The organism is Chryseobacterium tongliaonense (genome assembly GCF_041224435.1).
Classification (GTDB): domain Bacteria; phylum Bacteroidota; class Bacteroidia; order Flavobacteriales; family Weeksellaceae; genus Chryseobacterium; species Chryseobacterium tongliaoense.
Window position 1 is genome coordinate 544,219 of sequence record NZ_JBGFFD010000002.1, and the last position, 24,785, is coordinate 569,003.

Below are 24,785 nucleotides of genomic sequence, written 5' to 3' on the forward strand. Positions count from 1 at the left end.
GATATTTTGTATTCTGATTAACTTAATTTTTGTTTTTTGACTTTAATTTATTTGCATTTTGTATTGCTTTTTGCCATAATGACAAATGATATCCTGTTTAATTGACGGAATTTTACACCATTAATTAAATCAAACAAAATGAAATCAGCATTAATTACAGGCGCCAACAGAAGCATTGGCCTGGAAACCGTAAAACAACTTTCAGAAAAAGGATTATTCGTTTATTTGGGAAGCCGCAATCTTGAAAAAGGAGAAGCCGTAGTAAAAGAACTTAATGAAAAAGGCTATCAGAACATCAAAGCCATTGAAATTGATGTTACCAATCCTGATTCTATCACAGCAGCAAAAAATTGGGTAGAAAACGAACAGGGAAAGCTGGATATCCTGATCAATAATGCAGGAATTCTGGGAGCCAATCCTCAAACAGCATCGGCTACTTCCATTCAGGATATCCGGGAGGTTTTTGACACCAATTTTTTCGGAGTGATCAGCGTTACACAGGCATTTTTAGACCTGCTGAAAAAATCAGACAGCCCAAGAATCAGTAATATCACTTCAGGCCTTGGATCTTTAACCCTTCACAGCGACCCAAGCTGGAAATATTACGATGTAAAAACAGCAGCTTACGGACCTTCAAAATCAGCTTTGAATGCCTACACCATTACTTTAGCTTATGAATTGAAAGATTTACCTTTCAAAGTCAATACGATAGATCCCGGTTACACGGCAACAGATTTCAATCATCACAGCGGCCCAGGCTCTGTAGAAAGCGCTGCATCTTTTATTGTAAAGCACACGCTTACTGATGAAAACGGACCAACGGGAACTTATTTCAGCAATGATATTGAAGATGAAACGGGAATCAGTCCGTGGTAGGATTTATTGTATAATGTAAAAAGTACAATGTATAATGTATTTATGATGAAGAGAGACTTTTGGGTTTCTCTTTTTTGTTTTATCTATTACGATCTTTCTTTCAAATACTGCCGCCAATTCGAATAAATTTTGAAAAACAGTATTGGGAAGCTTATTCGTTTTAACAGCTGATTCCTTAGCTATGGATACATAAACAACTGCCTAACAAATCATTGGAAAACAATTTTTAAAAATAAATTACAAATAAAACAATAAATGATAAATAAAATTCACTACCTTAGGAATTGTATAAGCGGAATCCAAAAAGCTTCAAAAGAGTAGGAAAAACTAAAACTAACCATTATGAAAAACTTAAAAAAACTTTCAAGAAACAACATGAAAGCAGTAACCGGAGCTGTAGCCGCTCCTTGTGACGGATGGAAATTATGCCATGCCAATGACGACGGAAGCTATGGCTGGGGAATGTGCCCGCCTGAAACAGGAGGTACAAGCTGCCACAATTATGCTTGCGGCGGTGGGTTCTGGTGCTAATTAAACCATGAGAATGAATAGTTTACCATAAGCTATTCATTCTTTATGTATTATTTTAAGTGATTACTTATCATTCTATAAAACCGCAATTAATATGAAAAAAATATTCTTACTCTTCCTGATACTGATCTTCGGAATCGGGTTTGGCCAAAAAGTAAAAAAGGTAGAAAGGGTAAAAGATAAATTTGAATCGCGACAGCCTCAGGATATGTCTGTTCCGCCACCGCCCATGACTGCTTTTCCTGCGCAGTATCCGGGAGGAAACAAAGCATTTGTTGATGACGTCAAAAAGAATTTAAATAAAGACGCACTCAAAAGTCTCAGCAAAGATTTAAAAACAAAGATCATCCTGAAAATAAGCTCAGATGGTAATGTTTTGAATGTCTCAACTTACGGAGACAATGAAGCTTTCAACAGTGAAGTAAAAAAAGCAGCAGAAAAAACCACCTCAAAAGTTAAATGGGAAGCCGGAAAAAACAGCAAAGGTGAAAAAGTAATTGACATCGTGAATCTTCCGTTTAAATATTCCAATACTTAAAAACAGTAGTTATTGGGTTTCGAAAAAGCTTTGTCCTTTGGTATACAGAAATATTATTTTTTTAGTGTATTAAAAAAATAATCTGTCTCTGCCATTAATCCGGGAAATCTCATCTTAAATTTTTCTATATTTGTACAAAGCACAGATATACTATCATTATGGAAAAGCTAAGAAATCTAAGAAAACAAAGGGGATTCTCCCAGGAAAAAATGGCCGGTATCATTGCAACAGATCCTTCCAACTACTCCCGCAAAGAAAGAGGCGAAATAAAAATGTTTGATGATGAATGGGAAAAGCTGGCCGCAGCTTTGGAAGTGCCTGTGGAAGAGATAAAAGAGGAAAGGCCAACCAGCGTAATTAATAATGATCCTGTCTTTAACGACAATTCCGGTAATTTTAATCAATATTATACAATTCCTAATTCTATTATAGAAAACTTGCAGAGTTATATTAAAATTTTGGAGGACAAGATTGAGACTTTGAAGGAGGAAAATCTGAAATTAAAGATAAAGTAAATCCTTCGTTTCTAAGTTCTTACAATTACATCCGATATGACTATAGAAGAATAAATCAGCAATTATATTCTACTCAATCAGCATCTAAACGTGGTGATATGGAAACGTTGCATCAGTACATTAGGCAAGTAATGCCGGAATGTCAATTATGGTTTTTTTTAGATGGGAAAAATGATGAGGGAAAAACGGTTTCCAATCCTAATATCGAATATGGGTCATGAAGTATGGTGACGGAAGTACGAGAGACTTTTATCAAGTGGGGGTTCAGCGCTAACACAAGCGGAATTTCTATTTATATCCTTGGCATTGATGATAAGACCTATTTGTCTCAAACCTATAGAGGAAAAATAGGAAAAGCGAGTGTTACCAGATATTGTATTAAGTTTAAAGCACTAAAGGATATTAACATTGAAGAGCTTGGAGAAGCGATACGGGGAAAAATTTGCAGCAGTTTGGAAACTAACAAATTTCTTTCCAAAAGTAACAACAATATTAAAGAAATGAATAACCTTAAAAAAAACTAATATTTTACAATAATAAATATGATTAATAAAAAAACTAATAACCTAAACGTATCTCATATCAAAGCTGAAAAACTTTTCGGTTTATATGATTACACATTACCAAGAGAAGGAAATATTGACATAAATAAATTAATGATTATTTATGGAGATAACGGATCAGGAAAAACAACAATATTAAAATTATTTTTTTACCTACTTTCAACGAGAGATAAGAGTGGATATAAATCACGAATAGCCGAGACCAAATTCAAAAAATTCAGTGTATTTTTTCAAAATGGATTTGAAATAGGTGCTGTTAGAGAAAAGGCAACATCTGGGACTTATGAATTTTACATATCTAAGAATAGAAAAAAAATTAAATCACTTGTTTTAATTGCTAATTCCGAAAATGCTATTCAATTAGAGTCAGGAACAAAAGACGATTTCATTTATCAAGAAATTCTTACATATATTAAAAAACTTAATATAACAATTTTTTATCTTTCCGATGATAGAAAAATACTTAATAGCTTATTATCTGATGGGCACGAACAAGAATCTAACACTATAATATATAATCATTCTGACATAATATACTCAAGAGAATATGAAAAAACAGCTATTAAGAAATATCTAAATGAAAAAAGATTAGGTTTCGAACCTACCATAGAGCGTCTTATTGATTGGGTTAGAAATAAAGTTATTTATGGATCTAGACAAGGAGAAACTAATTCACAGGTAATTTTTTCGGATATTATTAAAAATTATATTACACTTGCTGAGTCCGAAGTAAGTAATAAAACACAAGAAACACTCTTAAAAGAACTTGAAGATTTAGAAGCAAAAATTCCTTCTTTTGTAAAATTTGGATTAATTGATAATATTGATATAAAAGGGTTTAGAAGTTCTATAAAAAAAGCAAAAACACCAGAGCAAATAAATTTCTTACATACAGTAGTGTCACTTTTTTTGGATAGTATTAATGCAAAATTGAACGCCTTAGAATATGTCGTAAAGACAATAAATCTTTTTCTCCAAACCGTAAATGATTATTTTGCTAGTAAAAGAATTGAGTTTCACCTTTCTAAAGGTTTTATTTTAAAACAAACTGACAATAATGAGGATATAAATTTTAATTGGCTCTCAAGCGGGGAAAAACAATTAATACTACTATTAATTAATACCATAACTTCAGCTGATGATGCTACTATTTTTATTATTGACGAACCTGAAATTTCTTTAAATATAAAATGGCAACGAAAATTAATCAATACACTTTTAGATTTTAGTAAAGAAAAAAACATTCAATTTATTCTAGCAACTCATTCATTTGAATTATTGTCTTCTTATAAAACAAGTATAACTAAATTAGTATCTGAAAATGCTTGATATAAAAAGAAAATGGGAAGAGTTAGTCACTATTTACAGTCTCGAAAATGAATTAATAGATGTATATGTTGAAGGTCCTAGTGATAAAAATGTAATTGATAACTTTTTTGAATATAAAAATAACAACTATCAAAATGTTATTGAAATCAATGATATAGATGTTTCTAACTTAAAAGATAATTTTATCGATTTAGACTTAAAATCAAATAAAGATAAATTGATTGCCCTGTCTAGAATACTGGAAAAAGAATCATTAAGTACAAATATTAAATGTATTATTGATAAAGATTTTGATGATATCCTAAATAGCAAACAGGAGAACAAAAATATTCTATATACAGATTTTTGTTGTATGGAGTCATATTTTTTTTCTAAAAAATATATTGGCAAATTCTTAAAAATTGCTATAAATAATTTTCCATATACTGCTGAACAAACTTTACTACAAATAAGTCAATTGCTAATAGGTTTTTTTAAAATAAGATTAATCAATAAATATTTCGATTTTAATTTTGGAATTCCAAAAATTGAAAAACAAGTTGTAGTAAATAAAAAAACGGGTATTTGTAGTTTTAATTTTGAAATACTACTTGATAATTTTATAAATCAAAATAAATTAAAAGATAGAGAACTAGAAATAAAAAAATTTATTAATGAATTTGACAGCCTATTAAATCCAGATATTAGGCATAATATGAATGGACACGATTTTATTGAAATTTTATTTCACTATATAAATAAAATAAAAAATACTAATAATTTTAAGTTGGATAATTTTGAAAAAGCTTTTTACGTAGCAATCCAACCTAATTATTTTGACGAATATAATTTATTTTCTGAATTAACAACATAAATAATAATATAAAAGAGAAACCTCCCGGTTTCTCTTTTTAGTTTATCCAAACTTCCTCTTCCTCAGCCAGAAGAACAATCCTCCCAACGCTCCTATCACCACTAAAGGAAGCAGCAAATTAAACCATTGCCAGTTGTTTTTTTCTTCGGTTATTCTTTGTCGGTCAAGAAGTCTTTCTTCAATATTCCGGTTTCTTAATTCCATTAAATTGCTGTCATCTAAAAGGTAGTCTAAGGCATTTCTCAGAAACTGCTCGTTTCCAAACTGCTCATTGGTCAGCATATCTACACCTAAAGGTAAAGGCTGCCCCTTGATTACTTTATTTCTTCCCACATCTCCGTCTGCAATGATGATCATTTTATTTTCGGGGCTCTGTGCTTTGAAGCCCGGATATGATTTTCTTTCAATTCTTGAGGAATAGGCAGAAGTAAACTTACCTTCCAGGGAAACCGCGTAGATTTTCGGGGTGCTTGGCTTTTCCATTTGTCCAAGACTGTCTACACTCGAAATTTCTTTTAAGTCTACATAATTCGGAACCTGCTTCAATAGCGTTCTTTCACTCGATTCAAAAAGAATATTGGTTTTGATATTTTTTCTTCCCAACGTATCAATCGAAGTCGGGAACTCAAATTTTACAGGGTTGATATTTTTCGTGATCGGATTATTATGCTCTGCAATTCCTAACGGGAAATAAGGCCACGGAAGACTTGTATACTGAGGGTTTCCGCTTACTTCACCGGTTACCAGACGCAGCAATGCAAATTTCTTTACGTCTTTTACCAATGCAGGATTGATCCTGATTCCGTAATTGAAGAAGAAATCCGTCATATTGATATCTATAGGGAAAGGCATTATCTTTTTTGATCTTGTGAGCGTATCCATTTCCGCGTTTACCGCATCGATCATCCAAAGGGTTTTACCGCCATTCATGATGTATTGGTCAAGGATCACTTTTTCGCCGTCTGTAAATGCTTTTCTGGGTTTTGCAATCACCAGGGCACTCATCTGTTTCAGCATCGGAAGATCGGCCATAGTAAGCTCGGTCTGGTTTTTAGGAATCACCGGTCCTGCATCGTAATTTTCTAAGGCAAGGTGCATGAATCCTTGGAATTCATCCGGGCTCAATTCATCCTGATTCACCAAAACCCCTACTTTCTTTCTGGTATCCGCCGCAATATTTTTGATATTGGAAACCAGGTTGTATTCTAAATTTTCGATAGATTTTGTCAGCTGCTGATCGGCATCAATTCCGGTCTGCTGTACCACCAGCGGGATAGAAACTCCCCTTTTGTCATACTTTACCACCGCATAAGGAAACAGCATAATCTGGGAAACTTTTCCGTCTTTGATATCCGGAAGTATGGAAGGTTCCATACCCATCGCCATCAGGGTGTCCTGTGACATTTTGGTTTTGATAGGATCAATGAATTTGAAATCTATTTTCGGATTGATCTTTCTGAATTCTTCCAGCATAAATTTCGTTTCATTCTGAATCTGCTTGAAGCTCGCCGGAAAATCCCCTTCCAGATAAACATCAACCGTCAAAGGTTTTTTCACCGACTTCAATACTTTAACCGTATTGTCGGAAAGGGTATATCTTTTTTCTTTCGTTAAATCTAAACGTAATCCCGAAACCGCCAGAATAACGGCTAACGGTAAAATCACAAAAAGTAAAATTCCTAACGGAGATTTAAATGATATCTTCTTCATAACTCTACTTCTTTTTATTGATAAAATGATTGGACAATGCTAAAGCAACACCGATGATCAGGACAAAATAAGCGACATCCTTAAAATCGATAAGGCCCCGTGTAAAACCTAAAAAGTGCTGATAAAAGCCGACATTCTGCAGAATAAAATCGGCACCTCCCAATAATTTATAACTCGCCAGCTGCTCGATCCCGAAATACATGATGAAACACATGAAAACACCCAACAGATAAGCCATGATCTGGTTTTGTGATAATGACGAGGCTAATATTCCCACTCCGGAAAAAGCGGCGATCAGGATAATCAGGCCGATATAGCTTCCGAAAGTCATTCCCAAATCTATATTTCCTTCAGGTACCCCTAAAACGTAAACGGTATAAAGATAAATAAGTGACGGAATCAGACATAAAATCCCCACTACCCAAACGGAAAGGAATTTCCCCAAAACAAGATCCGAAATTTTCAAAGGTTGGGAAAACAGCCAGTTTAATGTTCCCGTCTGCTGCTCTTCCGCAAATGTTTTCATAGACAATGCCGGGATGATAAACATCAGCAACCACGGCACCAAAACAAAATAGCTCTGTAAAGAAGCCATTCCGATCTCAAAAATGTTAGAATCATTATCGAAAAAAAACAAAAAAAGAGTCGCTATCAGACTGAAAGCCGCAATGATGATCCATGCGCTCCAGTTTCCGAAGTAACTCCAAAGTTCTTTTTTAAAAATTGCAATCATAGTTTTTATTAGGGGGTTATGAAAAGTTATGAGTTATGAATTATGAGTTATAAGTTGAGAGTTGAAGGTTGAGAGCCAATTTGTGATCTGAAAATTGACCATTCACAATTGACCATTGACATTTTATCATTCATTTTAAAACTCCTAATTCATAACTCATAATTTATAACCTATTCCTTACTTATTACTTTTTTTATTTTTATTAACCAGCTTTACCGTCATCATGATTAAAAATACAAGAACGAAAAATCCTGCGATTAATTGCCACCAGTATTCTATTACCATTGATTTTAAGATCACCGTAAATACGACCAGAAATAAGATGAAGGTTGCTATTTCATTAGCTTGTCTCAGCTTTATATTGGCGGTTTCAAGAGTATTTCCGTTAAGGGCTTTCAGTTTTAAAACTTTTTTCCAGCACCAGTAATGGTATACAGCAAGGCCGATCAGGAAAGTAAGCTTTAAATGAAACCACGGCATTTTCATCAGACCGGTATTCATAAAAATCATGATCAGTCCGCAAACCGCCATGATAACGCCGGCAGGAACGGTAATGATATTCCAGAGCCTTCTCGCCATAAAGGTATATTGCTCTCTTAAAATCTTCTTTTTTTCGTCGGCAAATTCGTCGGTATCTTTATAGTAAACAAAAATTCTCACGAGATAAAAAATCCCTGCAAAATAGCTTACCATGAAGATAATATGTAAAGCTTTTATTATTGTATAAAGCATCCTGAAAATTTGTTTGCAAAGATAGTTTATTTAAGAAAAAAACAGAATTTAATCTGAAAAAATGATTTTAAAATAAGAATAACCTGTTTTTATTAAGGCAACTATATACCATTTTACACTCATCATTTTTTTATTAACGCAAAGCTTTTAAAATCCGATTGCGATATTTTAAGAAAAGTAAAGAAAAGCAGTAAAACTGCTATGAAGCATTCCTTTGAAAATCTATTTTAATAGATTAAAAAACTTTGCTCATCTTAATAGGTTTGACTCATCATTTTCTTTGCGATAAAAACCGATCAAAGAAGCAAGAAAAAATAAGTGTAAAATGATATATAGTTACCTTTATTAAAATCTGAAATTAAATTCAAAGCCATCCTACACACTTACTTTTTATAGGAAATACTGTCTGTCTTTTTCCCGTCATGGTATTTTTTAATATACAAAAGCTCCCCTTTATCATTATAATATTTCCAGTCTCCGATGTAATACCAGTGACGCTGATCCTTGGAAATATCCAGTTTTGACTGTCCCTCTTCCATTATTTTACCGTTGGGAAAATATCTTCTGGTTTTTGTAAGGTCTTTTTTGATTTTATCTTTCTGGTAAAGTTTGTGCTTAAAATCTTTAGTATCGAAATAGGTTTTCCAGATTCCTTTCTTCTCTCCTTTATCATATTTCCCAATGGCTGTAAGAACTCCGTCATCCGAAGAATACTCTTCTTTCCATTTGCCGTCTCTTTTGCTTACTCTATTTTCGTCTCTGATGTACTGATTCATCTTCGTCTTACAGGAAACTACAGATAAAACGATCAATAAAAAAATGGATATTTTTTTCATAAAAAAACAGAATTTCTGTAAATATAAGAAATCCTGTTTTTATTCTACAATTGTAGAGCTAATTTATTTTTATGAAATCACTCCCAGTTCTTTTCCTACTTTTTCGAAGCCGGCAATCGCTTTATCCAAATGTTCTCTTGTATGAGCGGCAGAAAGCTGAACCCTGATTCTTGCTTTTCCTTTCGGTACTACAGGATAGAAAAACCCAATCACATAAATTCCTTCATCCATCAATTTCTCAGCCATTTTCTGCGCAAGCGGAGCATCGTAAAGCATTACCGGAACAATCGCCGCGTCACCATCAGGAATATCAAAACCTTTAGCCTTCATTTCTGCTCTGAAATATTCTGCATTTTCCATTACCTTATCGCGAAGAGAAGTGTCGTTTGAAATCATATCCAACACTTTCAGTGCAGCACCTACGATTCCAGGAGCCAGTGAATTGGAGAATAAATACGGACGGGAACGCTGTCTCAGCATATCAATGATCTCTTTTTTACCGGAAGTAAAACCTCCTAAAGCACCTCCCAAAGCTTTTCCTAATGTAGAAGTGATAATATCTACCCTTCCCATTACTTCATTAGCTTCATGAGTTCCACGGCCTGTTTTCCCGATGAAACCTGTAGCATGGGAATCATCAACCATTACTAAAGCATCATATTTGTCAGCTAAATCACAAACTCCTTTTAAATCGGCAACAATTCCGTCCATTGAGAAAACTCCGTCAGTTACAATGATTTTAAAACGGTGATTTTTTTCTGAAGCTGCAATCAGCTGGGCTTCAAGATCTGTCATATTATTGTTTTTATAACGGTATCTTGCCGCTTTACAAAGACGTACCCCGTCAATGATGGAAGCGTGGTTCAATTCATCTGAAATAATCGCATCTTCTTCTGTGAATAAAGGCTCGAAAACCCCACCGTTAGCATCAAAACATGCTGCATACAAAATCGTATCCTCAAGGCCTAAAAATTCAGCAATTTTCTGTTCCAACTGCTTGTGAATATCCTGGGTTCCACAGATAAAACGAACGGATGACATTCCGTAACCGTGAGATTCGATCATGTCCTGGGAAGCTTTCATTACCTCAGGTTTGTTAGATAGTCCCAAATAGTTGTTTGCACAGAAGTTCAGCAGCTTTTTTCCGTTGGCTTCAATCTCAGCGCTCTGTTGAGAAGTAATGATTCTTTCTCTTTTGTAAAGTCCGTCGTTATCAATATTCTGTAATTCGTTCTGTAAATTTTGAAGATATTTTTCAGAGATCATTTTTAGTAAATTTTAGATGTGCTAATTTAATAAAAAGGCGGTAAACTCGAAGCCTTTCTGCTTTTTATTCTGAGAAATTCAAATAAAAAATTGTATTTCCTATCATTAGTCTATTAATTTAGTAGGATAATAATTATATTTGTTTTCTAAATTCAGAAAATGAGACTAACACCTGTACCAAACGTTAAGAAAATATCATCCAACGGATTTCTAAATCAGTATATGAAACCCCGTCTGCCAGTCATCTTGGAAGATTTTGTGGATTCTGAAAGCCCTGCATTCAAAAAATGGAACTATGACTTTTTCAAAAAAACAGCCGGCGAACAAAAGGTAAATATTTATGGCGGCGAGCTTGAATCTTTAGACAGAGTGGCAAGCAAACCTGTCGCACAAACCACATTTTCAGAATACCTCGATCTGATAAGTTCTTCCCCTACCGAACATCGCCTCTTCTTGTTTAATTTATTAAGTATAAAGCCTGAATTGAAGGATGACATTCACTATAATGATGTTACAAATGGGAAAATTATAAAATGGCTTCCTTTTATGTTCTTCGGTGGTGAAGGTTCGGTCACCCGGAATCATATTGATATCGATATGTCGCATGTTTTCATTACCCAGTTTCAGGGGATCAAAAGAATATGGCTCTTTCCGTGGGAGCAATCTGCCCTGATGTACAGACTTCCTTACAATTTTCATAACCTTACCCATATTAAAGACCCGGATTTTAAAGAGTATCCCGCGCTCCAATATCTGAATGGCTACGAAGCCGTCATCAAACCGGGAGAAACCCTTTATATTCCTTCCGGATGGTGGCATTATATACAATATGAAACGGAAGGATATTCTGTCTCTATAAGGGCATTACCTTCAAGCCCGCTGGAAAAATGGCGGGGCTTTAAAAACCTGGTGATCACAAGGCATTTTGATAATGCGATGCGGAATCTTTTTAAAGAAAAATGGTTCAGCTATAAAGTGAAAAAAGCCAGGAAGCGGGCTCATAACGCAATGAAAAAACAAAAAAGCTTTGAAATCTGAAAATCCGATTATATTAACAATTAAAATTACTGCAATGGAATTACTGTATGCCATCATCTCTGCTGAACGTGCCCATTATTTTTACTATCCGATCTTCTGAAATCTTATGGTATGAAATGAAAAAACGGACTTTTTACAGTCCGTTTTTATTTTGATATTCTGATGTGGATTTTTGACCACGGATTACACTAATTTTTCACAGATGATTACTTATATATTCTGATTGATTTATAGTGTAACTTTATTTAATGTTTTATGAATTTAATGCTTTTATCTTTTATGGTAAAGACATAGGTTCCCGGAATCAGTTCTGTAATTCCAATGGATTTACCCGGCTGATAAATTCCTTTTCTCACCAGTTTTCCATCTGTGAAATGGATTGTAAATTCTGTTGTGCTGTTGATGCCTTTAAGATAAAGCTCATTTTCCGCAGGGTTTGGATATAAACCCAACTCATCTTTTTCAACATCCTGCGTACTTAACGTTGTATCTTTTGTTACCGTAGAATTTTTTTCAAGGATCTGGAACTCATAATTGAACTGTACATTCGCCACGGGAAAAGGCACATTTTCTACAAAATACTGATTGTTTGCCGTATTATTTAATTTCAGATAAGCTACCTGGCCACCGGTCCCGTTTACCTTTATCGGTAATGGCATTTCATAAAAGCTTACGGAAGAATTACTCTGAGTCTGGGAAATTTTAAACGTTACATTCTGACTTGCATTCTGGGTCCATTTTATGGCATAGGTCGGATAACCTTCCCCATAGATCCAGTCATTAAAGAATTCTGTAAAATCTTTTCCTGTAGATTGTAATAATGAAGCTTTTAAATCCGCAGTTCTCGCATAATTATATTCTAAATTAGGTCTTGTATGATATTCTTTAATAGCCTGATAGAAGGCCGTATCTCCTAATATCCATTTAAGCATTCTGACTACATAACCTCCTTTCGCATAGGATAATCTCCCACTGAAAACCGCACCCTGATTTCCTAAATTGGCATCTGCCACATAAACACTTCCACCGGTTGAGCTCGTGATATAATCTTTCTGGCTTTCCAGATAATTCAAAAATTCGGTTGGTGTCATTAATAATTTTTCATTGGCAAGATGTTCCCCGAATGTCGCAAAACCTTCATTCAGCCATATATCATTCCATGCACCACAGGTTACTTTATCTCCGAACCACTGATGGGCAAGTTCATGGGCAATCACATATCTTCCCCACCCGCTCATGGAAGACATCGTCTGATGTTCCATACATACTCCGCCATATTGAAATTCCATGTGTCCGTATTTTTCGTTGCGGAACGGGTAAGGCCCAAAATAATTCTCGAACGTATTCATGACTTCCTTCGTCCATTCAATATTAGACATTACCGCCGTATTGGTAGCCGTTGTCGGATAAACATAATTTACAAAAGGGAAAGGTGGGGTTCCCATGGTATCATTCAGCTTAACAAAATTTGTGATGGCAAGCGCAACCAGATAAGCGGTTGTAGGATACATGGTTCTCCAGAAAGTCAGCTTTTTTCCGTTCGGAAGGTTTGTTTCTGACATTAATTTACCATTCGCAGCCACATTGTATTGAGAAGGTGTGGTAATTTTAAAGTCGAACCTGTCGATCTTATCGTTCATGCTTTGCTTAGTCGGAAACCAATCCTGCGCTCCGTACGGTTCACTTAATGTTGAAAGAATAAGTTCTCCATTCTGAGAGCCTGTAGAAAAAGCATTATTGGCCGTATCAGGCGGACCTGCATAAGTGACGGTTAAAGAATCCAGGACATTGGCCGGAAGGGCAGACTGAAAATTGATTTTCAGTTCTTTTGTCGGCAATTGCTGAAAAACAAGTGAGTTTCCGTGATATTTGACTTCTGAAACCGTTAAAGTATTGGCAAGATCAAAATAAATGCTTGTCATGCTCTGGTTCGGCTTAAAATGAGAAGTCACAGAACCTGAAATATTGTATACTGCGGGATCAAGACTTACATCCATTCTCTGATACTGAAGATCATAATTTAAAGTATTCGGATTAATGTTATAAGCAATCATTTTATTGGCATAAGATTTCATTTCTTTTGCCCTTAATGCTTTCATTTCAACATTCTGATCCTGACTGTAAAATTGCTGAAATAGCAAAACGCATAAAACTAAAAGATAGTTTTTTTTCATATTGAAAAATTGTTTAAGATTCAAAGATAAAAAAAACCTTCTAATCATTGATTAAAAGGTTTTTACATATTAAAAATAAGTTCATTTTATAAATCTAATGCAGGTTCAAGAATTTTTTCCATTCTTTTTTTAACCATATCTACAGATCCTGCATAATTGTTTACCATTAAAGAAAAAACCAGTGTTCTTCCTGAATTGGTCTTCATGTATCCTGCTAATGTTTTCACTTTATTTAAAGTTCCTGTTTTCGCAAAGATTTGTCCGTTTCCTTCACCGATAAACATTCTTTTTAATGTTCCCGATTGTCCGCCTACAGGCAATGAAGTCAGATAGGTTTTATAATATTTCTGATCCATTAAAGACGTTAAAAATTTTACCTGGGAAATCGGGGTTACCGTATTGCTTCTTGAAAGTCCGCTTCCGTCTATATAGCTTAAACCGTTTAAATCAAAAGAAGCCTGCTTTAAATGGTTGGTCACTACCATTCTCCCTGATTCCGAAGTCTGGTCACCCAGTTTCTGGAAACCGACTGTCTTCAGTAATGCTTCAGCTAAAGAATTATCACTGTGTTGGTTGGTATAATAAATAATATCCCCTAAAGTCGGAGATTTATAGGCAGAAATCATTTTTCTGCTTTCCGGAGTTGTATCCGTCATTTTAGGAGTTACTTTTCCCGTAACAGCAATACCGCTCTTCACCAATGTCGTTCTGAAAGTATTGGCCAGATAAGCCGGTGCATCAGGTAATTTTGTGGTTAAAACACCTTCACCGTCATATTTGTCGGCGTATACCATCTGATTCATATACGGAGAAACATAAAAATATTTTTTCTCTGCAGAAAAACCGTTTCCTTTTTTTACCAGAAGCTTTTCATTCGCAGGATTAATCTCGCGGGTAGTTCCTACCGGTAAATAGTAATTATTGTTTTCTAGCCAAACAACATTTTCCGGAAGTACGGCAATGTTACCTTTGAAAAGCGCTGTCTGAATAATAATATCACCATTTACTTTTTTGATTCCCTCACGTGAAAGTCCGCTTGTGAAGTCTGCAACAATATCCCTGTAAGACCATGCTCCGGCTTTGTTGGTCCCTAAAGACGGGTCACCGCTTCCTACAATATAAAGATTACCGTTTAAAACTCCATTTTCATCAATACTTCCCGAGTATTCCAGCTGGGTCATCCAACGATAGTTTTCACCTAACAGGTTCAACGCTGTTTCCGTGGTGAGTAATTTCGTGGTAGAAGCCGGAACCAAAGGGGTATTTTCGTTGTACGAAGAAATTACTTTCTTCGTTTTCGGGTCATACACTACAAATCCCCAGCTTGCATTTTTAAGCACGGGATCAGACATCATTGTGTTTACGCTAATGTCTACGAGTTCTTTAGGCGACAAAATCGTTTTCTCTACCATTGAAGTAATGGGAGAAGGTAAGTTTAAACTTGTTTTTTGATTATCGTAGGCCTGAGAATAAAGAACCGTAGAAACGGTAGATTGAGCAAGGAATAAACCAGAAGCCAATACCGCTACGCTTGAAATATATTTTCTGAAATTTACCATCTATATCCTTTTAGTTTTTTATTTAACTCAAATAAAAATGATTTGTTATTAATCATTCAATAAAAGAGCCAAACATTTAATCAACGACCAAAAGTAGAAATTATTGTTAGAAATCAGACCTTTACCGCTTATAAAAGACCGTAAATTATGTTAAAAATTGTTAAAAATCAACGAAAACGTCTTTTTTGATGCTTTGATAAGCAGTGATTTCGTCAAATTCTTTCAGACTTAATAAAATCATCTCTTTGAACTTTTCATAGTTTTTGCCACGCGGAAGTTTTAATAAAATCTGAAACTGATACAGGTTATTCAGTCTTGCAATCTGTGCTTTTTCAGGGCCTAAAACACATTCTTCCGGAAGATATTTTCTTAAAACGGAACCCAGGAATTGAGATCCTCGATTTACCCGGTCTTCTTTCCGGTGCTTAAGTTCTATCATCACCAGCTTTGTGAATGGCGGATAAAGGAACTTCTGGCGTTCGGTCAGGAAATATTTATAGATTTTTGCAGCATCATTCATTTTGATCAGCTGAAAAACGGAATGGTCCGGGTTATAGGTTTGAATCAGAATTTTCCCTTTTCCCGAAACCCTGCCGGCTCTTCCCGAAACCTGCGTGATCAGTTGATAGGCTCTTTCTTCTGCCCTGAAATCCTGGACATACAATAAAGAATCTGCTTTTGGAATGGTGACCAGCTCGATATGATCAAAATCAAGGCCTTTGGAAATCATCTGTGTTCCTACAATGATATCGGTTTCACGGTCTTCAATCTTTTCGTATAGTTTTTCGTACGCAAATTTTTTACGCATGGAATCTACATCCATCCGGTCTACTTCATGATCCGGGAACAATTTGGAAACCTCTTCATGAATCTGCTCTACACCTACTCCACGCTCATTCAGATTCTCGGAATGGCATTTCGGACAGGTTTTAGGCTTAGAAGCCCGCTGCCCGCAATAATGGCATTTCATTTCATTGGCCGCTTTATGATAAGTCATAACGACGTCACAATTGGAGCAGTAATTGACATATCCGCAGCTCTCACATTCCACTACATTGGCATAGCCACGGCGGTTGTGAAGAACGATTATCTGATTTTTATCGTCTAAGGTTTTCTTTATTTCATCGATTAGCTGTAGAGAAAAATTCCCGGAGACTTTCTTTGACTCCTGTGCTTCCTTAAAATTAATCAGTTCGTATTCCGGCAGTTTTACGTCCCCGAATCTTTCATTTAAGAAAACATATTTCATTTTACCTTTCCTTGCTCTGTAATAGCTTTCAACAGAAGGTGTCGCCGAGCCCAAAATCACTTTTGCATTATAGAATCCTGCTAATACCAGAGCTGCATCCCTTGCATTAAAAAGGGGGGAAACTTCCCTGGGTTTGTAAGCGGAATCATGTTCTTCGTCAACAATGATTAATCCCAAATTCTGATAAGGTAAAAACAGGGCATTCCTTGTTGCAATAAGAATTTTAATATCATTCTGCTTAATTCTCCTCCAGACTTCCACCCGTTCAAAATCGGTCAGTTTCTGATGGTAGAAACCAATCTGCCGGCCGTATTTTTTTTCTAATCTCTGGGTAATCTGTTTGGTTAAGGAAATTTCAGGAAGTAGGAACAAAACGTTCTTTCCTTCATTGATGCATTCTTCGATTTTCTCCAGGTAAATATGGGTTTTACCGGATGAAGTCACTCCATGAAGCAGCACATTTTTATTCTCTTCAAAAGCTTCATCAATTTCTTCTTTTGCCGTTTTCTGGGATTCCGAAAGCTCTTCCAGCTCTTCAATTTCCCCTTCATAGCTTTCGATACGGTCTTTCTGCATATAATATTCTTCGACAAGATCTTTATCTGCAAGAGATTTAAAGTGAGAGCTTCCGAAATCTCCATCCTGAAAAAGATCGGATTTTTTGATAGGAGCGTCCGGATTTTCTGTCTGCTTATCTAAAATAAGGAGAAAAAGATCTTTTTGCTTCGGGGCTTTATTCAATTTTAAAAGAACATCCGTAAGATTCTGATTGTTTAATACACTTTCATTAATCTTTACATAAGCTACCTCTTTGGCTTTGTATTTTTCGGTAATTTTCTCATCAATTTCAATGTACTGCAAATCAATTAATGAATTGATGGTTTTGATGATGTCTTTTTTGGGGATAAAAGCTTCAATATCTGAAAGATTGATCAGCTGCCGTACTTCCAGAGCCTGGATGAGATACATTTCATTGACATCCAGGTTTTCAAAATCAACCGTTACATTGGGTTTTAATTTTAAATAGGTTTCACTTTCCAGCTTTAAGGAAGACGGAAAAGCCAAACGATAAATTTCACCCAAACCACACAGGTAATAATCTGAAAGCCAGTTCCAGAACTGAATCTGCTCTTTCGTTAAAATCGGGGAATCATCCAAAACACTGATGACTTCTTTGGCTATAAAATTTTCAGGCTCATTGTCGTGAAGCTCAAAAACAATTCCCGTATAGATTTTTTTTCCACCGAAGGGAACCAGCACACGCATTCCGGGCTGAATAACAGACGCTAATTCTTCCGGAACTTTATATGTGAAAGAACCTTTTAAATTTAATGGTAAAACAATCTGGGCGTATGGCAAGGGAAATAATTAAAATGTAAAATTAAATTTTTATTCAGAGAACTGCAATTTTTTATTGGGTTTCGGATAGAGAGGTTAATATTAATCATTTCTTTTTGTGCAGAATGATGGATAAATATGGTCAAGAATCTATTAACCTTGAAACTTTCTTATGATCTTTTAAACGAAATTTAAAAGGTAATGTCAAGGATCTTAAACCAGACTGCAGAGGTTAAAAAACCTACGAGAATACTGAACCCGATAACTAAGTTGGTTAGTTTGGTATTCAGTCTGAACTGTTCTGCAATGATACTTGAGGTAACTACGGTAGGCATCGCTGCTTCAAAGACCGTAATTTTGGCGACATTTCCTTTTATTCCGAACAGCAAAGCCAGTGCAAAAATAATTGCCGGCGCCAGGATCAGCTTATAAAGCATGGATGCCGATATTTGCGGGATCAGTTTTTTCCAGCCGTTAAATTTCAGCTGCAATCCTACAGAAAATAATGCCAGCGGACTTACTGTTGCTGCGAGCTTATCAAAAAACGGTTCTGCCACAGTGAAATCAATAAACGGAGATAATGCCAGCGCACTTATACAGCCTAAAAGCGGTGGAAATGTGATCAGCCTTTTTAAAATAAACCGGGCGCTTACTTTTCCGGAACGGCTTCCGCCTTTTACTGCAGCAATAATTCCTAAGGTGGAAAGGGCAAAAAACATTGTCTGATCACAGATAATGGCAATGCTTAAAAGACTTTCACCATAAAAAGCACTGATTAACGGAAACCCGATAAATGAAGTATTGCTGTAACCACTCGTCAATTCCAATGTACTTCTCGATCTTCCGGAATATCCTTTTTGCTTACTGTAAAACGTCATGAAAAGGGAGCTGAAAACAGCAACAAGAAAAGTGGCAAGAACAGGAAACAGCATTTCCATCGTCCAGTGAACTTTAGGAAGATATTTAAAAGAAATTGCCGGAAGGGCCAGGTAAAGGATCCATGTATTGATTCCTTTATGGGCATCGGGATGGATAGATTTTGTTGCTTTTAATACCATTCCTGCTATAATGCACACTGCTATCAAAACAAAATTTACCATAATTTAAAAAAAATATGAGGCTAATTTACGGTTGATTTTTTAGTTGGGGATGGAAAATCTGATTTTTTTTGTTTGAAATACAATAGATTTTAATCATTAAGATGGATTAAGTTTTTAAGATTATTAAGCTGAGATCCATTGGCTTTGCTTTACATGGTAAAAACACTATATCTTTATTAACCAGTATGTTTAATCCTGAAGGGCATCCCATAAGCTCAATACCTCAACTTTTCCCAATGGTTTTGAAAGCTTGATTTTCTTAGAAGTTTTCGGAAGAAGATCAAAAAAATTGTCACTGAAATGGGTATCCCCGATCAGGTAAACATCTTTGGCCAGAACATCGGTAGAAACTTCAATTTCTGTTGGAGAAATCTTCCTGATCTGAAGATTCGGCTTCGTCAGCTTTAGATCCTTCGGTTTGGAGAAGAAATAGTGATTCTGAGCAATTATTTTACCGGTTTTATCTTTCAGGCTCAGCTTTAGAAAAACTTCATTTCTGGATAGACCGGGAATTAAATTTTCAATTTCAACCGGATCAAATTTTATAATGCCTTCCAAAATTTTTCCATCTGGAACGGTACTGATCTCATCTGCAATTTCACCGTTAAACTTCATAACCTGAATATCCACATGCACATCCTGGAATTTTTTCAGATCGTCATTTATGCCATAAAAGTTTAAAATTCCATCTTTTTCTTCGGTAAGGATTACCTGTTGCTCAAAGCTTCTTTTGATCTGATAATGCAAAGCTTTCCAATTCCCCTGATAATCGATGGATGACCACGAAACTACCGGCCAGCAATCATTCAGCTGCCAATATAAAGTCCCCATATTATAGGGTTTTGCACGGCGGTGGGCTTCAATGGCGATCTGCATCCCGCGAGCCTGCAGCAATTGGGAAAGGTAATTATATTTGACAAAATCTGCCGGAATTTTATAATCCCGCTTCATATATTCATCGATAATCTGCCATCCTCTGGCATGTTTTTCATGGGCCTTAATAACTGGATTCTGTAAACTCAGATCGGGTTTTCCCGAAAACATTGATTTTGTTGTTTCCAGTGTAGGCATCGCCTGAAAACCGTATTCAGACATGAATCTGGCCACTTTTTCGTTATAGATTTCAAACGGTTGCTCACCCCACCAAACGCCCCAGTAATGGGAATCTCCTTCGGTTAAACTTTCTTTATGCCCCCAACCGATTGACGGTGAACTCGGCCAGTAGATATTTTTATCGGCAGTTAAATTTTCTTTCAGTGTATTCGGAATAAGCTCATGGAAAACTTTTCTATAGTCTTTCCAGACCTGTAAAGAATCTTCTTTTGAATATTTAAACTGTTTCTGATAACCCCAGTTTACAATGGCTTCATCTACTTCGTTATTCCCGCACCATAAAGCTATTGAGGGATGATTCTGAAGCCGGTTGACCTGATCTTTCACTTCTTCTTTTACATTATTCAAAAATTCATCATCGGAGGGATAGAAACTTCCTGCAAACATAAAATCCTGCCATACCAGAATTCCGTTTTCGTCACAGGCTTTGTAAAATTCATCTGCTTCATAAATTCCGCCACCCCAAACACGGATCATATTCATATTGGCTTCTTTGGAGTCTTTTATCAGCCTGCTGTATTTTTCTTTTGTAATTTCCGGAGAGAAGCTGTCGGCAGGAATCCAGTTTGTTCCTTTGATATACAACGGATTTCCGTTAACTTTAAAATAGAATGATTTTCCTTTTGAATCTTTTTCCTGAATCAGCTCAATCGTACGCAATCCGATTCTTAAAGCTTTATCTGAAAGTATTTTTGAGTTTTCCTGCAGAGAGATTTTCAGATCATACATATTCGGATCTCCCCAACCGTTGGGCTGCCAGAGTTTCGGGTTTTCAATCACAAAAGGAACCTGAATATTATTTTTTCCTTTTTTCAATTGAACGGCAGTCGGTTTATTGTTTATTATGATTGCAAATTTCCCTTCTTTTTCAGCAATAATTTCCGCCTGAATATTTAATCCGGCTTTTTGCTTTGTTAAGCTTTTCTGCTCAATTTTTATATTTTCTATCTTGGCGTTATTCCAGAAACTCAACTGTACATCTTTCCAGATTCCTGCGGTTACCAATCGTGGCCCCCAATCCCATCCGAACTGGTACTGCGCCTTTCTCACAAAACTTCTCGGTGATTCAGGTACCGTAAACGAAACTTTCCCGGCCAGTTCTTTTCCTGTATTGACAGCAGATCTGAATTTTATCTGTAAAGTATTCTCACCGGATTTTAAATGCTGCTTAACCGGAATTTTCCATGTCCGGAACATATTATCGGTTTTCTGCAAGAGTTTTCCGTTAAGATAGATTTCTGAAAATGTGTCTAATCCGTTAAAAACAAGATCAATATTCTGATTTTCCAGTTCTTTTGCCGAAATTCTAAAAACAGTCTGATAATCCCAGTCTTCATTTTCTATCCACTGCACTTTTTTTTCATTTTCATCTTTGAATGGATCGGGAATAATTTTGTTGCTGATCAGGTCTGTATGCACTGTTCCCGGGACTTTCGCGGGGAGCCAGTTGTTGTCTTTTGAATTTTTAAACTGCCATTTTTCAGCAGACAAGTTTCTTTCTGAAGACTGTGCAAAAAGTATATTCTGAATGAAAAGGAAAGCAAGAAAGATCGATTTATTCATCAATAATTTTATTTACGATTCTATGGATTCCGTCTTTTACAAGAAGGTTGTTAAAGTTAATAAGAAGCCCTAGTTTTATAGTTGTCAGTTTTAAATAAGTTAATACCTGTGCATAGAAAATAGGATGAAGTTCTAATACTGATTTAATTTCAACAATAACTTTATTTTCTACTATTAAATCAATTCTATAAGCATTTTCAACTGTTATTTCTTTATATTTTATTGGTAAAGAAATTTGTTGATCTACATTTAAACCTTGTTTTCTTAATTCATAAACCAGAGCTAATTCATAAACATTTTCTAATAATCCAACCCCTAAATTTCTATGAACTTCCAGTGCTGCTCCTATAATTTTATAGGATAATTCGTTTTCTGTCATTATTGCGTTTTTAAATCTTGAACACAAAATATTAAAAATTTTTATGAACTTATAAAAAACTTCACCATAATTCTTTTTATTTCTTTAACGCAAAGTTTAATGGCATACTACCTATTTGAAGCATTGCAAAGCTTAATCAACACATTGATTTTTATTAAGCTAGCTTTCATAAGCGACTTTGTCGCTTCTTTGCCTCATTAAAATAAAGCGTTGAATTACTAGAACTTTGCGTTTAAAAATTTTAGAATTTAAGTGAGCTTATAAAAACTTCACCATAATTCTTTTTATTTCTTTTAACGCAAAGTTTAATGACATACTACCTATTTGAAGTATTGCAAAGCTAATCAACACATTGATTTTTTATTAAGCTAGCTTTCATAAGCGACTTTGTCGCTTCTTTGCCTCATTAAAATAAGACACTGAATTACTGAAACTTTGCGTTTAAAAATTTTAGAGTTTAAATATTAGCTATGCTTCATTCACAACGACAAACATTAGATATATATTATTTACTCTTCAAGGCAATCACTTCAGCGGCATCAGCAAATGCCCCACCGTCTGTGATGGCAGAAGAATGGAAATATTCAGCTTTTGTAAAGTCTCTCAGTTCTTCAATATTGGTTGAGCGAAGCCCGCCGCCGACAAGAATTTCGATTCGCCCGTTGGAAAGTTCAACTAACTTTTTAAGGTTCTCCTTTCCTTCTGATACATTGGCCTTCTGGCCTGAAGTAAGAATGGTTTTAAAACCACACTCGATTACTTTTTCTAGTGAGATTTCCAAATCTTTTGCTCTGTCAAAAGCACGGTGGAAGGTACATGGAAGCGGATGGGCCAAAGCAACCAGACTTTTATTCTGTTCGATATTTACCTCATCATTCTGATTTAAAATTCCAAAAACAAATCCGTCAACGTTTAAAGATTTTAATTGAATCAGTTCTTCTTTCATTTGTTCAAACTCTGTATCGGAATAGGTAAAATCTCCGCCACGCGGACGAATCATTACAAAAACCGGAATATTAATTTTCCCGCGAAGCTCTTTTACGGTTTCAAAGTCCGGAGTTGTTCCGCCTTCATTTAATCCATCACAGAGTTCTATCCTGTCGGCTCCGTTTTCAAACGCAATGATCGCAGATTGTGGATTAAAACATGCTATTTCTATTTTTGACATTTTTAAAATTTTAATTTAAATTTCAGGTTCTTTCTGCCATACATCAGCTATCAGAAAAGAATCTTTATTTTTTATAACGGTTATTGTTACGGGATATTCAGCATTAAGTTTTTCATCTGTCAAAACGACATCGTATAAAAAAGTATCGTCGGATTCCAGGATTAATTGACATTTTGATATTTTTATCTCATCCCAATCCTGCCCTGTTATTAAAAATCCTACATTGATTCCGGCTTTCTGAACATCAAAATCGCGATGCCATTTATCCTGAAACTCTTTTTTTGTTAAACTTCCATCAACCTCTATATCCACATTCATAGCATCGTTCTTATATTCATAGTAATGATCCGTTGTAATTTCCCGCATCACTTCATCCGTATTTTTGAGATCACTCTCAAAGTAATTCCGGATACTTTTTTCCAGCCATTTTTTTGCTTCTTCAGATTCATTCGGTTTGTTATCTGAAGTTAGTTGAATTTTTGATGAATTTTGTACCTGATGTACCGGCTCTTTATCATTTCCTTTGCATGAAAAAATAAGAAAAGAAGCAGCTATCACTATTTTCTTCATAAAACGGTCCTGCTATTTTTTCAAAGCAAATTCAGGTGTTTCCAAACGGTTACCTTTCTGATCGTATACTGCGAAATTAAACCCATCCTGAATGCAATAAGATCCATACTCGCCTTTTTTATTCAGTGCAATAAAACCTACCTGAATATCTTTTAGATTTTTATTTCTTCTCTGGGTAATTTTCACAATTCTTTCTACGGCTTCTTTGCAGGCCTGCTGCGGATTTCTTCCCTGTCTCATCAGCTCAACAACAAGATGAGTTCCCACTGTTCTGATCACTTCTTCACCATGTCCCGTAGCTGTTGCCGCACCTACTTCATTATCCACAAACAATCCGGCTCCGATGATCGGTGAATCTCCTACCCGGCCATGCATTTTGAAAGCCATTCCGCTGGTGGTACAGGCTCCGGAAAGATTTCCCTGGGCATCCAGAGCTATCATCCCAATGGTATCATGGTTTTCGATATTTACAATAGGCTTATACTGGCTGGATTTTAGCCATTCTTTCCATTCTTTTTCAGATTCGGCAGTCAGGAGGTTTTCTTTTTTGAATCCCTGTGAAACGGCAAACTGGAAAGCTCCATCACCAACCAACATGACGTGCGGTGTTTTTTCCATCACTGCTCTTGCAACGGAAATCGGGTTTTTAATATTTTCGAGGCAGGCTACCGAGCCGATATTATAGTTTTCATCCATAATACAGGCATCCAGTGTTACTCTTCCGTCTCTGTCTGGCCGGCCGCCGTATCCTACACTTCTTTCGTTAGGGTCTAATTCCACTAAACGAACTCCTTTTTCTACGGCATCCAAAGCTCTTCCGTTTTTTCCTAAAATCGTCCAGGCTTCTTCATTTGCTTTGAGCCCGAAGTTCCATGTGGAAAGAACGATCGGTTTATTAATTATTTTGGTGTTATCCGGTAATTCTTTAGCAATTAAATCCAATGGATTCAGGAATAATGCTGAAGATGCCAATGCTGTATTTTTTATAAATTTTCTTCTTGAAGACATATGTTAGAGATTAGAGGTTAGAAGCCGGGGGTTGGAAGATGGAG

Annotated in this window: 22 protein-coding genes; 8 read left to right on the forward strand and 14 right to left on the reverse strand. The window is 35.7% G+C overall.

The annotated features are described in order from the left end of the window. The first annotated feature begins 138 nt into the window (after positions 1-138). The 7 genes from AB8P06_RS06685 to AB8P06_RS06715 all read left to right on the forward strand — a co-directional run bounded on the left by AB8P06_RS06685 (position 139) and on the right by AB8P06_RS06715 (position 5,205). Positions 139-876, forward strand: coding sequence for an SDR family oxidoreductase (locus AB8P06_RS06685; RefSeq protein WP_369839616.1), 738 nt, complete (start codon positions 139-141; stop codon positions 874-876). 342 nt (positions 877-1,218) lie between these two features. Next, positions 1,219-1,407: a bacteriocin-like protein gene (locus AB8P06_RS06690; protein ID WP_369839619.1), complete on the forward strand. Its 189-nt coding sequence runs from the start codon at positions 1,219-1,221 to the stop codon at positions 1,405-1,407. A gap of 94 nt (positions 1,408-1,501) precedes the next feature. After that, positions 1,502-1,945, forward strand: a complete 444-nt coding sequence (locus tag AB8P06_RS06695) for a hypothetical protein (protein WP_369839621.1) — start codon at positions 1,502-1,504, stop codon at positions 1,943-1,945. 158 nt (positions 1,946-2,103) lie between these two features. Then, a complete protein-coding gene (locus AB8P06_RS06700) occupies positions 2,104-2,460 on the forward strand; it encodes a helix-turn-helix domain-containing protein (protein WP_369839622.1) in 357 nt (118 codons plus the stop codon). A gap of 224 nt (positions 2,461-2,684) precedes the next feature. Continuing rightward, positions 2,685-2,984 carry a hypothetical protein gene (locus AB8P06_RS06705; protein WP_369839624.1) on the forward strand — a complete coding sequence of 100 codons (300 nt, stop codon included), beginning with the start codon at positions 2,685-2,687 and terminating at the stop codon, positions 2,982-2,984. Positions 2,985-3,002: 18 nt separating this feature from the next. Further along, positions 3,003-4,352, forward strand: coding sequence for an AAA family ATPase (locus AB8P06_RS06710; protein WP_369839627.1), 1,350 nt, complete (start codon positions 3,003-3,005; stop codon positions 4,350-4,352). Continuing rightward, on the forward strand, positions 4,345-5,205 hold the full coding sequence (locus tag AB8P06_RS06715; RefSeq protein WP_369839630.1) for a hypothetical protein: 861 nt from the start codon (positions 4,345-4,347) through the stop codon (positions 5,203-5,205). Before AB8P06_RS06710 ends, AB8P06_RS06715 begins: the two co-directional genes overlap by 8 nt. A 42-nt stretch (positions 5,206-5,247) precedes the next feature. Here AB8P06_RS06715 and gldG read toward each other — a convergent pair whose 3' ends face one another. From gldG to kbl, 5 genes are all read right to left on the reverse strand, one after another. Then, the gene (gene gldG / locus AB8P06_RS06720) at positions 5,248-6,915 is read right to left on the reverse strand and encodes a gliding motility-associated ABC transporter substrate-binding protein GldG (protein ID WP_369839633.1); all 1,668 of its coding nucleotides are present in this window, start codon (positions 6,913-6,915) and stop codon (positions 5,248-5,250) included. Between the two features lie 4 nt (positions 6,916-6,919). Next, the gene (locus AB8P06_RS06725) at positions 6,920-7,648 is read right to left on the reverse strand and encodes an ABC transporter permease (RefSeq protein ID WP_369839636.1); all 729 of its coding nucleotides are present in this window, start codon (positions 7,646-7,648) and stop codon (positions 6,920-6,922) included. A gap of 177 nt (positions 7,649-7,825) precedes the next feature. Further along, complete coding sequence (locus AB8P06_RS06730) at positions 7,826-8,380, reverse strand: CopD family protein (RefSeq protein WP_369839639.1); 555 nt, start codon at positions 8,378-8,380, stop codon at positions 7,826-7,828. 383 nt (positions 8,381-8,763) lie between these two features. Continuing rightward, complete coding sequence (locus AB8P06_RS06735) at positions 8,764-9,216, reverse strand: toxin-antitoxin system YwqK family antitoxin (protein ID WP_369839642.1); 453 nt, start codon at positions 9,214-9,216, stop codon at positions 8,764-8,766. 69 nt (positions 9,217-9,285) lie between these two features. Next, entirely contained in the window at positions 9,286-10,482 is a 1,197-nt protein-coding gene (gene kbl / locus AB8P06_RS06740) for a glycine C-acetyltransferase (RefSeq protein ID WP_369839645.1), read from the reverse strand. A 159-nt stretch (positions 10,483-10,641) separates the two neighbouring features. On the opposite strand from kbl, the gene AB8P06_RS06745 reads away from it, so the two are divergent. Beyond that, entirely contained in the window at positions 10,642-11,520 is an 879-nt protein-coding gene (locus AB8P06_RS06745; protein ID WP_369839648.1) for a cupin-like domain-containing protein, read from the forward strand. 245 nt (positions 11,521-11,765) lie between these two features. Here AB8P06_RS06745 and AB8P06_RS06750 read toward each other — a convergent pair whose 3' ends face one another. The 9 genes from AB8P06_RS06750 to AB8P06_RS06790 form a co-directional block, all read right to left on the reverse strand. Continuing rightward, a complete protein-coding gene (locus AB8P06_RS06750; protein WP_369839651.1) occupies positions 11,766-13,694 on the reverse strand; it encodes a M1 family metallopeptidase in 1,929 nt (642 codons plus the stop codon). A gap of 86 nt (positions 13,695-13,780) precedes the next feature. Continuing rightward, on the reverse strand, positions 13,781-15,253 hold the full coding sequence (gene dacB, locus AB8P06_RS06755; RefSeq protein WP_369839653.1) for a D-alanyl-D-alanine carboxypeptidase/D-alanyl-D-alanine endopeptidase: 1,473 nt from the start codon (positions 15,251-15,253) through the stop codon (positions 13,781-13,783). Between the two features lie 160 nt (positions 15,254-15,413). Next, positions 15,414-17,861 (reverse strand): replication restart helicase PriA, encoded by a 2,448-nt coding sequence (gene priA / locus AB8P06_RS06760; protein WP_369839656.1) that lies wholly within the window; start codon positions 17,859-17,861, stop codon positions 15,414-15,416. 170 nt (positions 17,862-18,031) lie between these two features. Then, a complete protein-coding gene (locus AB8P06_RS06765; RefSeq protein WP_369839659.1) occupies positions 18,032-18,940 on the reverse strand; it encodes an AEC family transporter in 909 nt (302 codons plus the stop codon). 189 nt (positions 18,941-19,129) lie between these two features. Next, the gene (locus AB8P06_RS06770; RefSeq protein ID WP_369839662.1) at positions 19,130-21,616 is read right to left on the reverse strand and encodes a beta-mannosidase; all 2,487 of its coding nucleotides are present in this window, start codon (positions 21,614-21,616) and stop codon (positions 19,130-19,132) included. Beyond that, positions 21,609-21,995 carry a GxxExxY protein gene (locus tag AB8P06_RS06775; RefSeq protein ID WP_369839665.1) on the reverse strand — a complete coding sequence of 129 codons (387 nt, stop codon included), beginning with the start codon at positions 21,993-21,995 and terminating at the stop codon, positions 21,609-21,611. The genes AB8P06_RS06770 and AB8P06_RS06775 overlap by 8 nt, the downstream gene beginning before the upstream one ends. A 505-nt stretch (positions 21,996-22,500) precedes the next feature. Further along, a complete protein-coding gene (locus tag AB8P06_RS06780; protein ID WP_369839667.1) occupies positions 22,501-23,163 on the reverse strand; it encodes a copper homeostasis protein CutC in 663 nt (220 codons plus the stop codon). Between the two features lie 15 nt (positions 23,164-23,178). Then, positions 23,179-23,733, reverse strand: coding sequence for a hypothetical protein (locus AB8P06_RS06785; RefSeq protein ID WP_369839669.1), 555 nt, complete (start codon positions 23,731-23,733; stop codon positions 23,179-23,181). Between the two features lie 12 nt (positions 23,734-23,745). Further along, positions 23,746-24,741, reverse strand: a complete 996-nt coding sequence (locus AB8P06_RS06790) for an isoaspartyl peptidase/L-asparaginase family protein (protein WP_369839672.1) — start codon at positions 24,739-24,741, stop codon at positions 23,746-23,748. Positions 24,742-24,785 lie beyond the last annotated feature (44 nt).

Coding starts and splice junctions, on each gene's coding strand:
- AB8P06_RS06685 (WP_369839616.1), top strand. CDS start 139: ATGAAATCAGCATTAATTACAGGCGCCAACAGAAGCATTGGCCTGGAA.
- AB8P06_RS06690 (WP_369839619.1), top strand. CDS start 1,219: ATGAAAAACTTAAAAAAACTTTCAAGAAACAACATGAAAGCAGTAACC.
- AB8P06_RS06695 (WP_369839621.1), top strand. CDS start 1,502: ATGAAAAAAATATTCTTACTCTTCCTGATACTGATCTTCGGAATCGGG.
- AB8P06_RS06700 (WP_369839622.1), top strand. CDS start 2,104: ATGGAAAAGCTAAGAAATCTAAGAAAACAAAGGGGATTCTCCCAGGAA.
- AB8P06_RS06705 (WP_369839624.1), top strand. CDS start 2,685: ATGGTGACGGAAGTACGAGAGACTTTTATCAAGTGGGGGTTCAGCGCT.
- AB8P06_RS06710 (WP_369839627.1), top strand. CDS start 3,003: ATGATTAATAAAAAAACTAATAACCTAAACGTATCTCATATCAAAGCT.
- AB8P06_RS06715 (WP_369839630.1), top strand. CDS start 4,345: ATGCTTGATATAAAAAGAAAATGGGAAGAGTTAGTCACTATTTACAGT.
- gldG (WP_369839633.1), bottom strand. CDS start 6,915: ATGAAGAAGATATCATTTAAATCTCCGTTAGGAATTTTACTTTTTGTG.
- AB8P06_RS06725 (WP_369839636.1), bottom strand. CDS start 7,648: ATGATTGCAATTTTTAAAAAAGAACTTTGGAGTTACTTCGGAAACTGG.
- AB8P06_RS06730 (WP_369839639.1), bottom strand. CDS start 8,380: ATGCTTTATACAATAATAAAAGCTTTACATATTATCTTCATGGTAAGC.
- AB8P06_RS06735 (WP_369839642.1), bottom strand. CDS start 9,216: ATGAAAAAAATATCCATTTTTTTATTGATCGTTTTATCTGTAGTTTCC.
- kbl (WP_369839645.1), bottom strand. CDS start 10,482: ATGATCTCTGAAAAATATCTTCAAAATTTACAGAACGAATTACAGAAT.
- AB8P06_RS06745 (WP_369839648.1), top strand. CDS start 10,642: ATGAGACTAACACCTGTACCAAACGTTAAGAAAATATCATCCAACGGA.
- AB8P06_RS06750 (WP_369839651.1), bottom strand. CDS start 13,694: ATGAAAAAAAACTATCTTTTAGTTTTATGCGTTTTGCTATTTCAGCAA.
- dacB (WP_369839653.1), bottom strand. CDS start 15,253: ATGGTAAATTTCAGAAAATATATTTCAAGCGTAGCGGTATTGGCTTCT.
- AB8P06_RS06765 (WP_369839659.1), bottom strand. CDS start 18,940: ATGGTAAATTTTGTTTTGATAGCAGTGTGCATTATAGCAGGAATGGTA.
- AB8P06_RS06770 (WP_369839662.1), bottom strand. CDS start 21,616: ATGAATAAATCGATCTTTCTTGCTTTCCTTTTCATTCAGAATATACTT.
- AB8P06_RS06775 (WP_369839665.1), bottom strand. CDS start 21,995: ATGACAGAAAACGAATTATCCTATAAAATTATAGGAGCAGCACTGGAA.
- AB8P06_RS06780 (WP_369839667.1), bottom strand. CDS start 23,163: ATGTCAAAAATAGAAATAGCATGTTTTAATCCACAATCTGCGATCATT.
- AB8P06_RS06785 (WP_369839669.1), bottom strand. CDS start 23,733: ATGAAGAAAATAGTGATAGCTGCTTCTTTTCTTATTTTTTCATGCAAA.
- AB8P06_RS06790 (WP_369839672.1), bottom strand. CDS start 24,741: ATGTCTTCAAGAAGAAAATTTATAAAAAATACAGCATTGGCATCTTCA.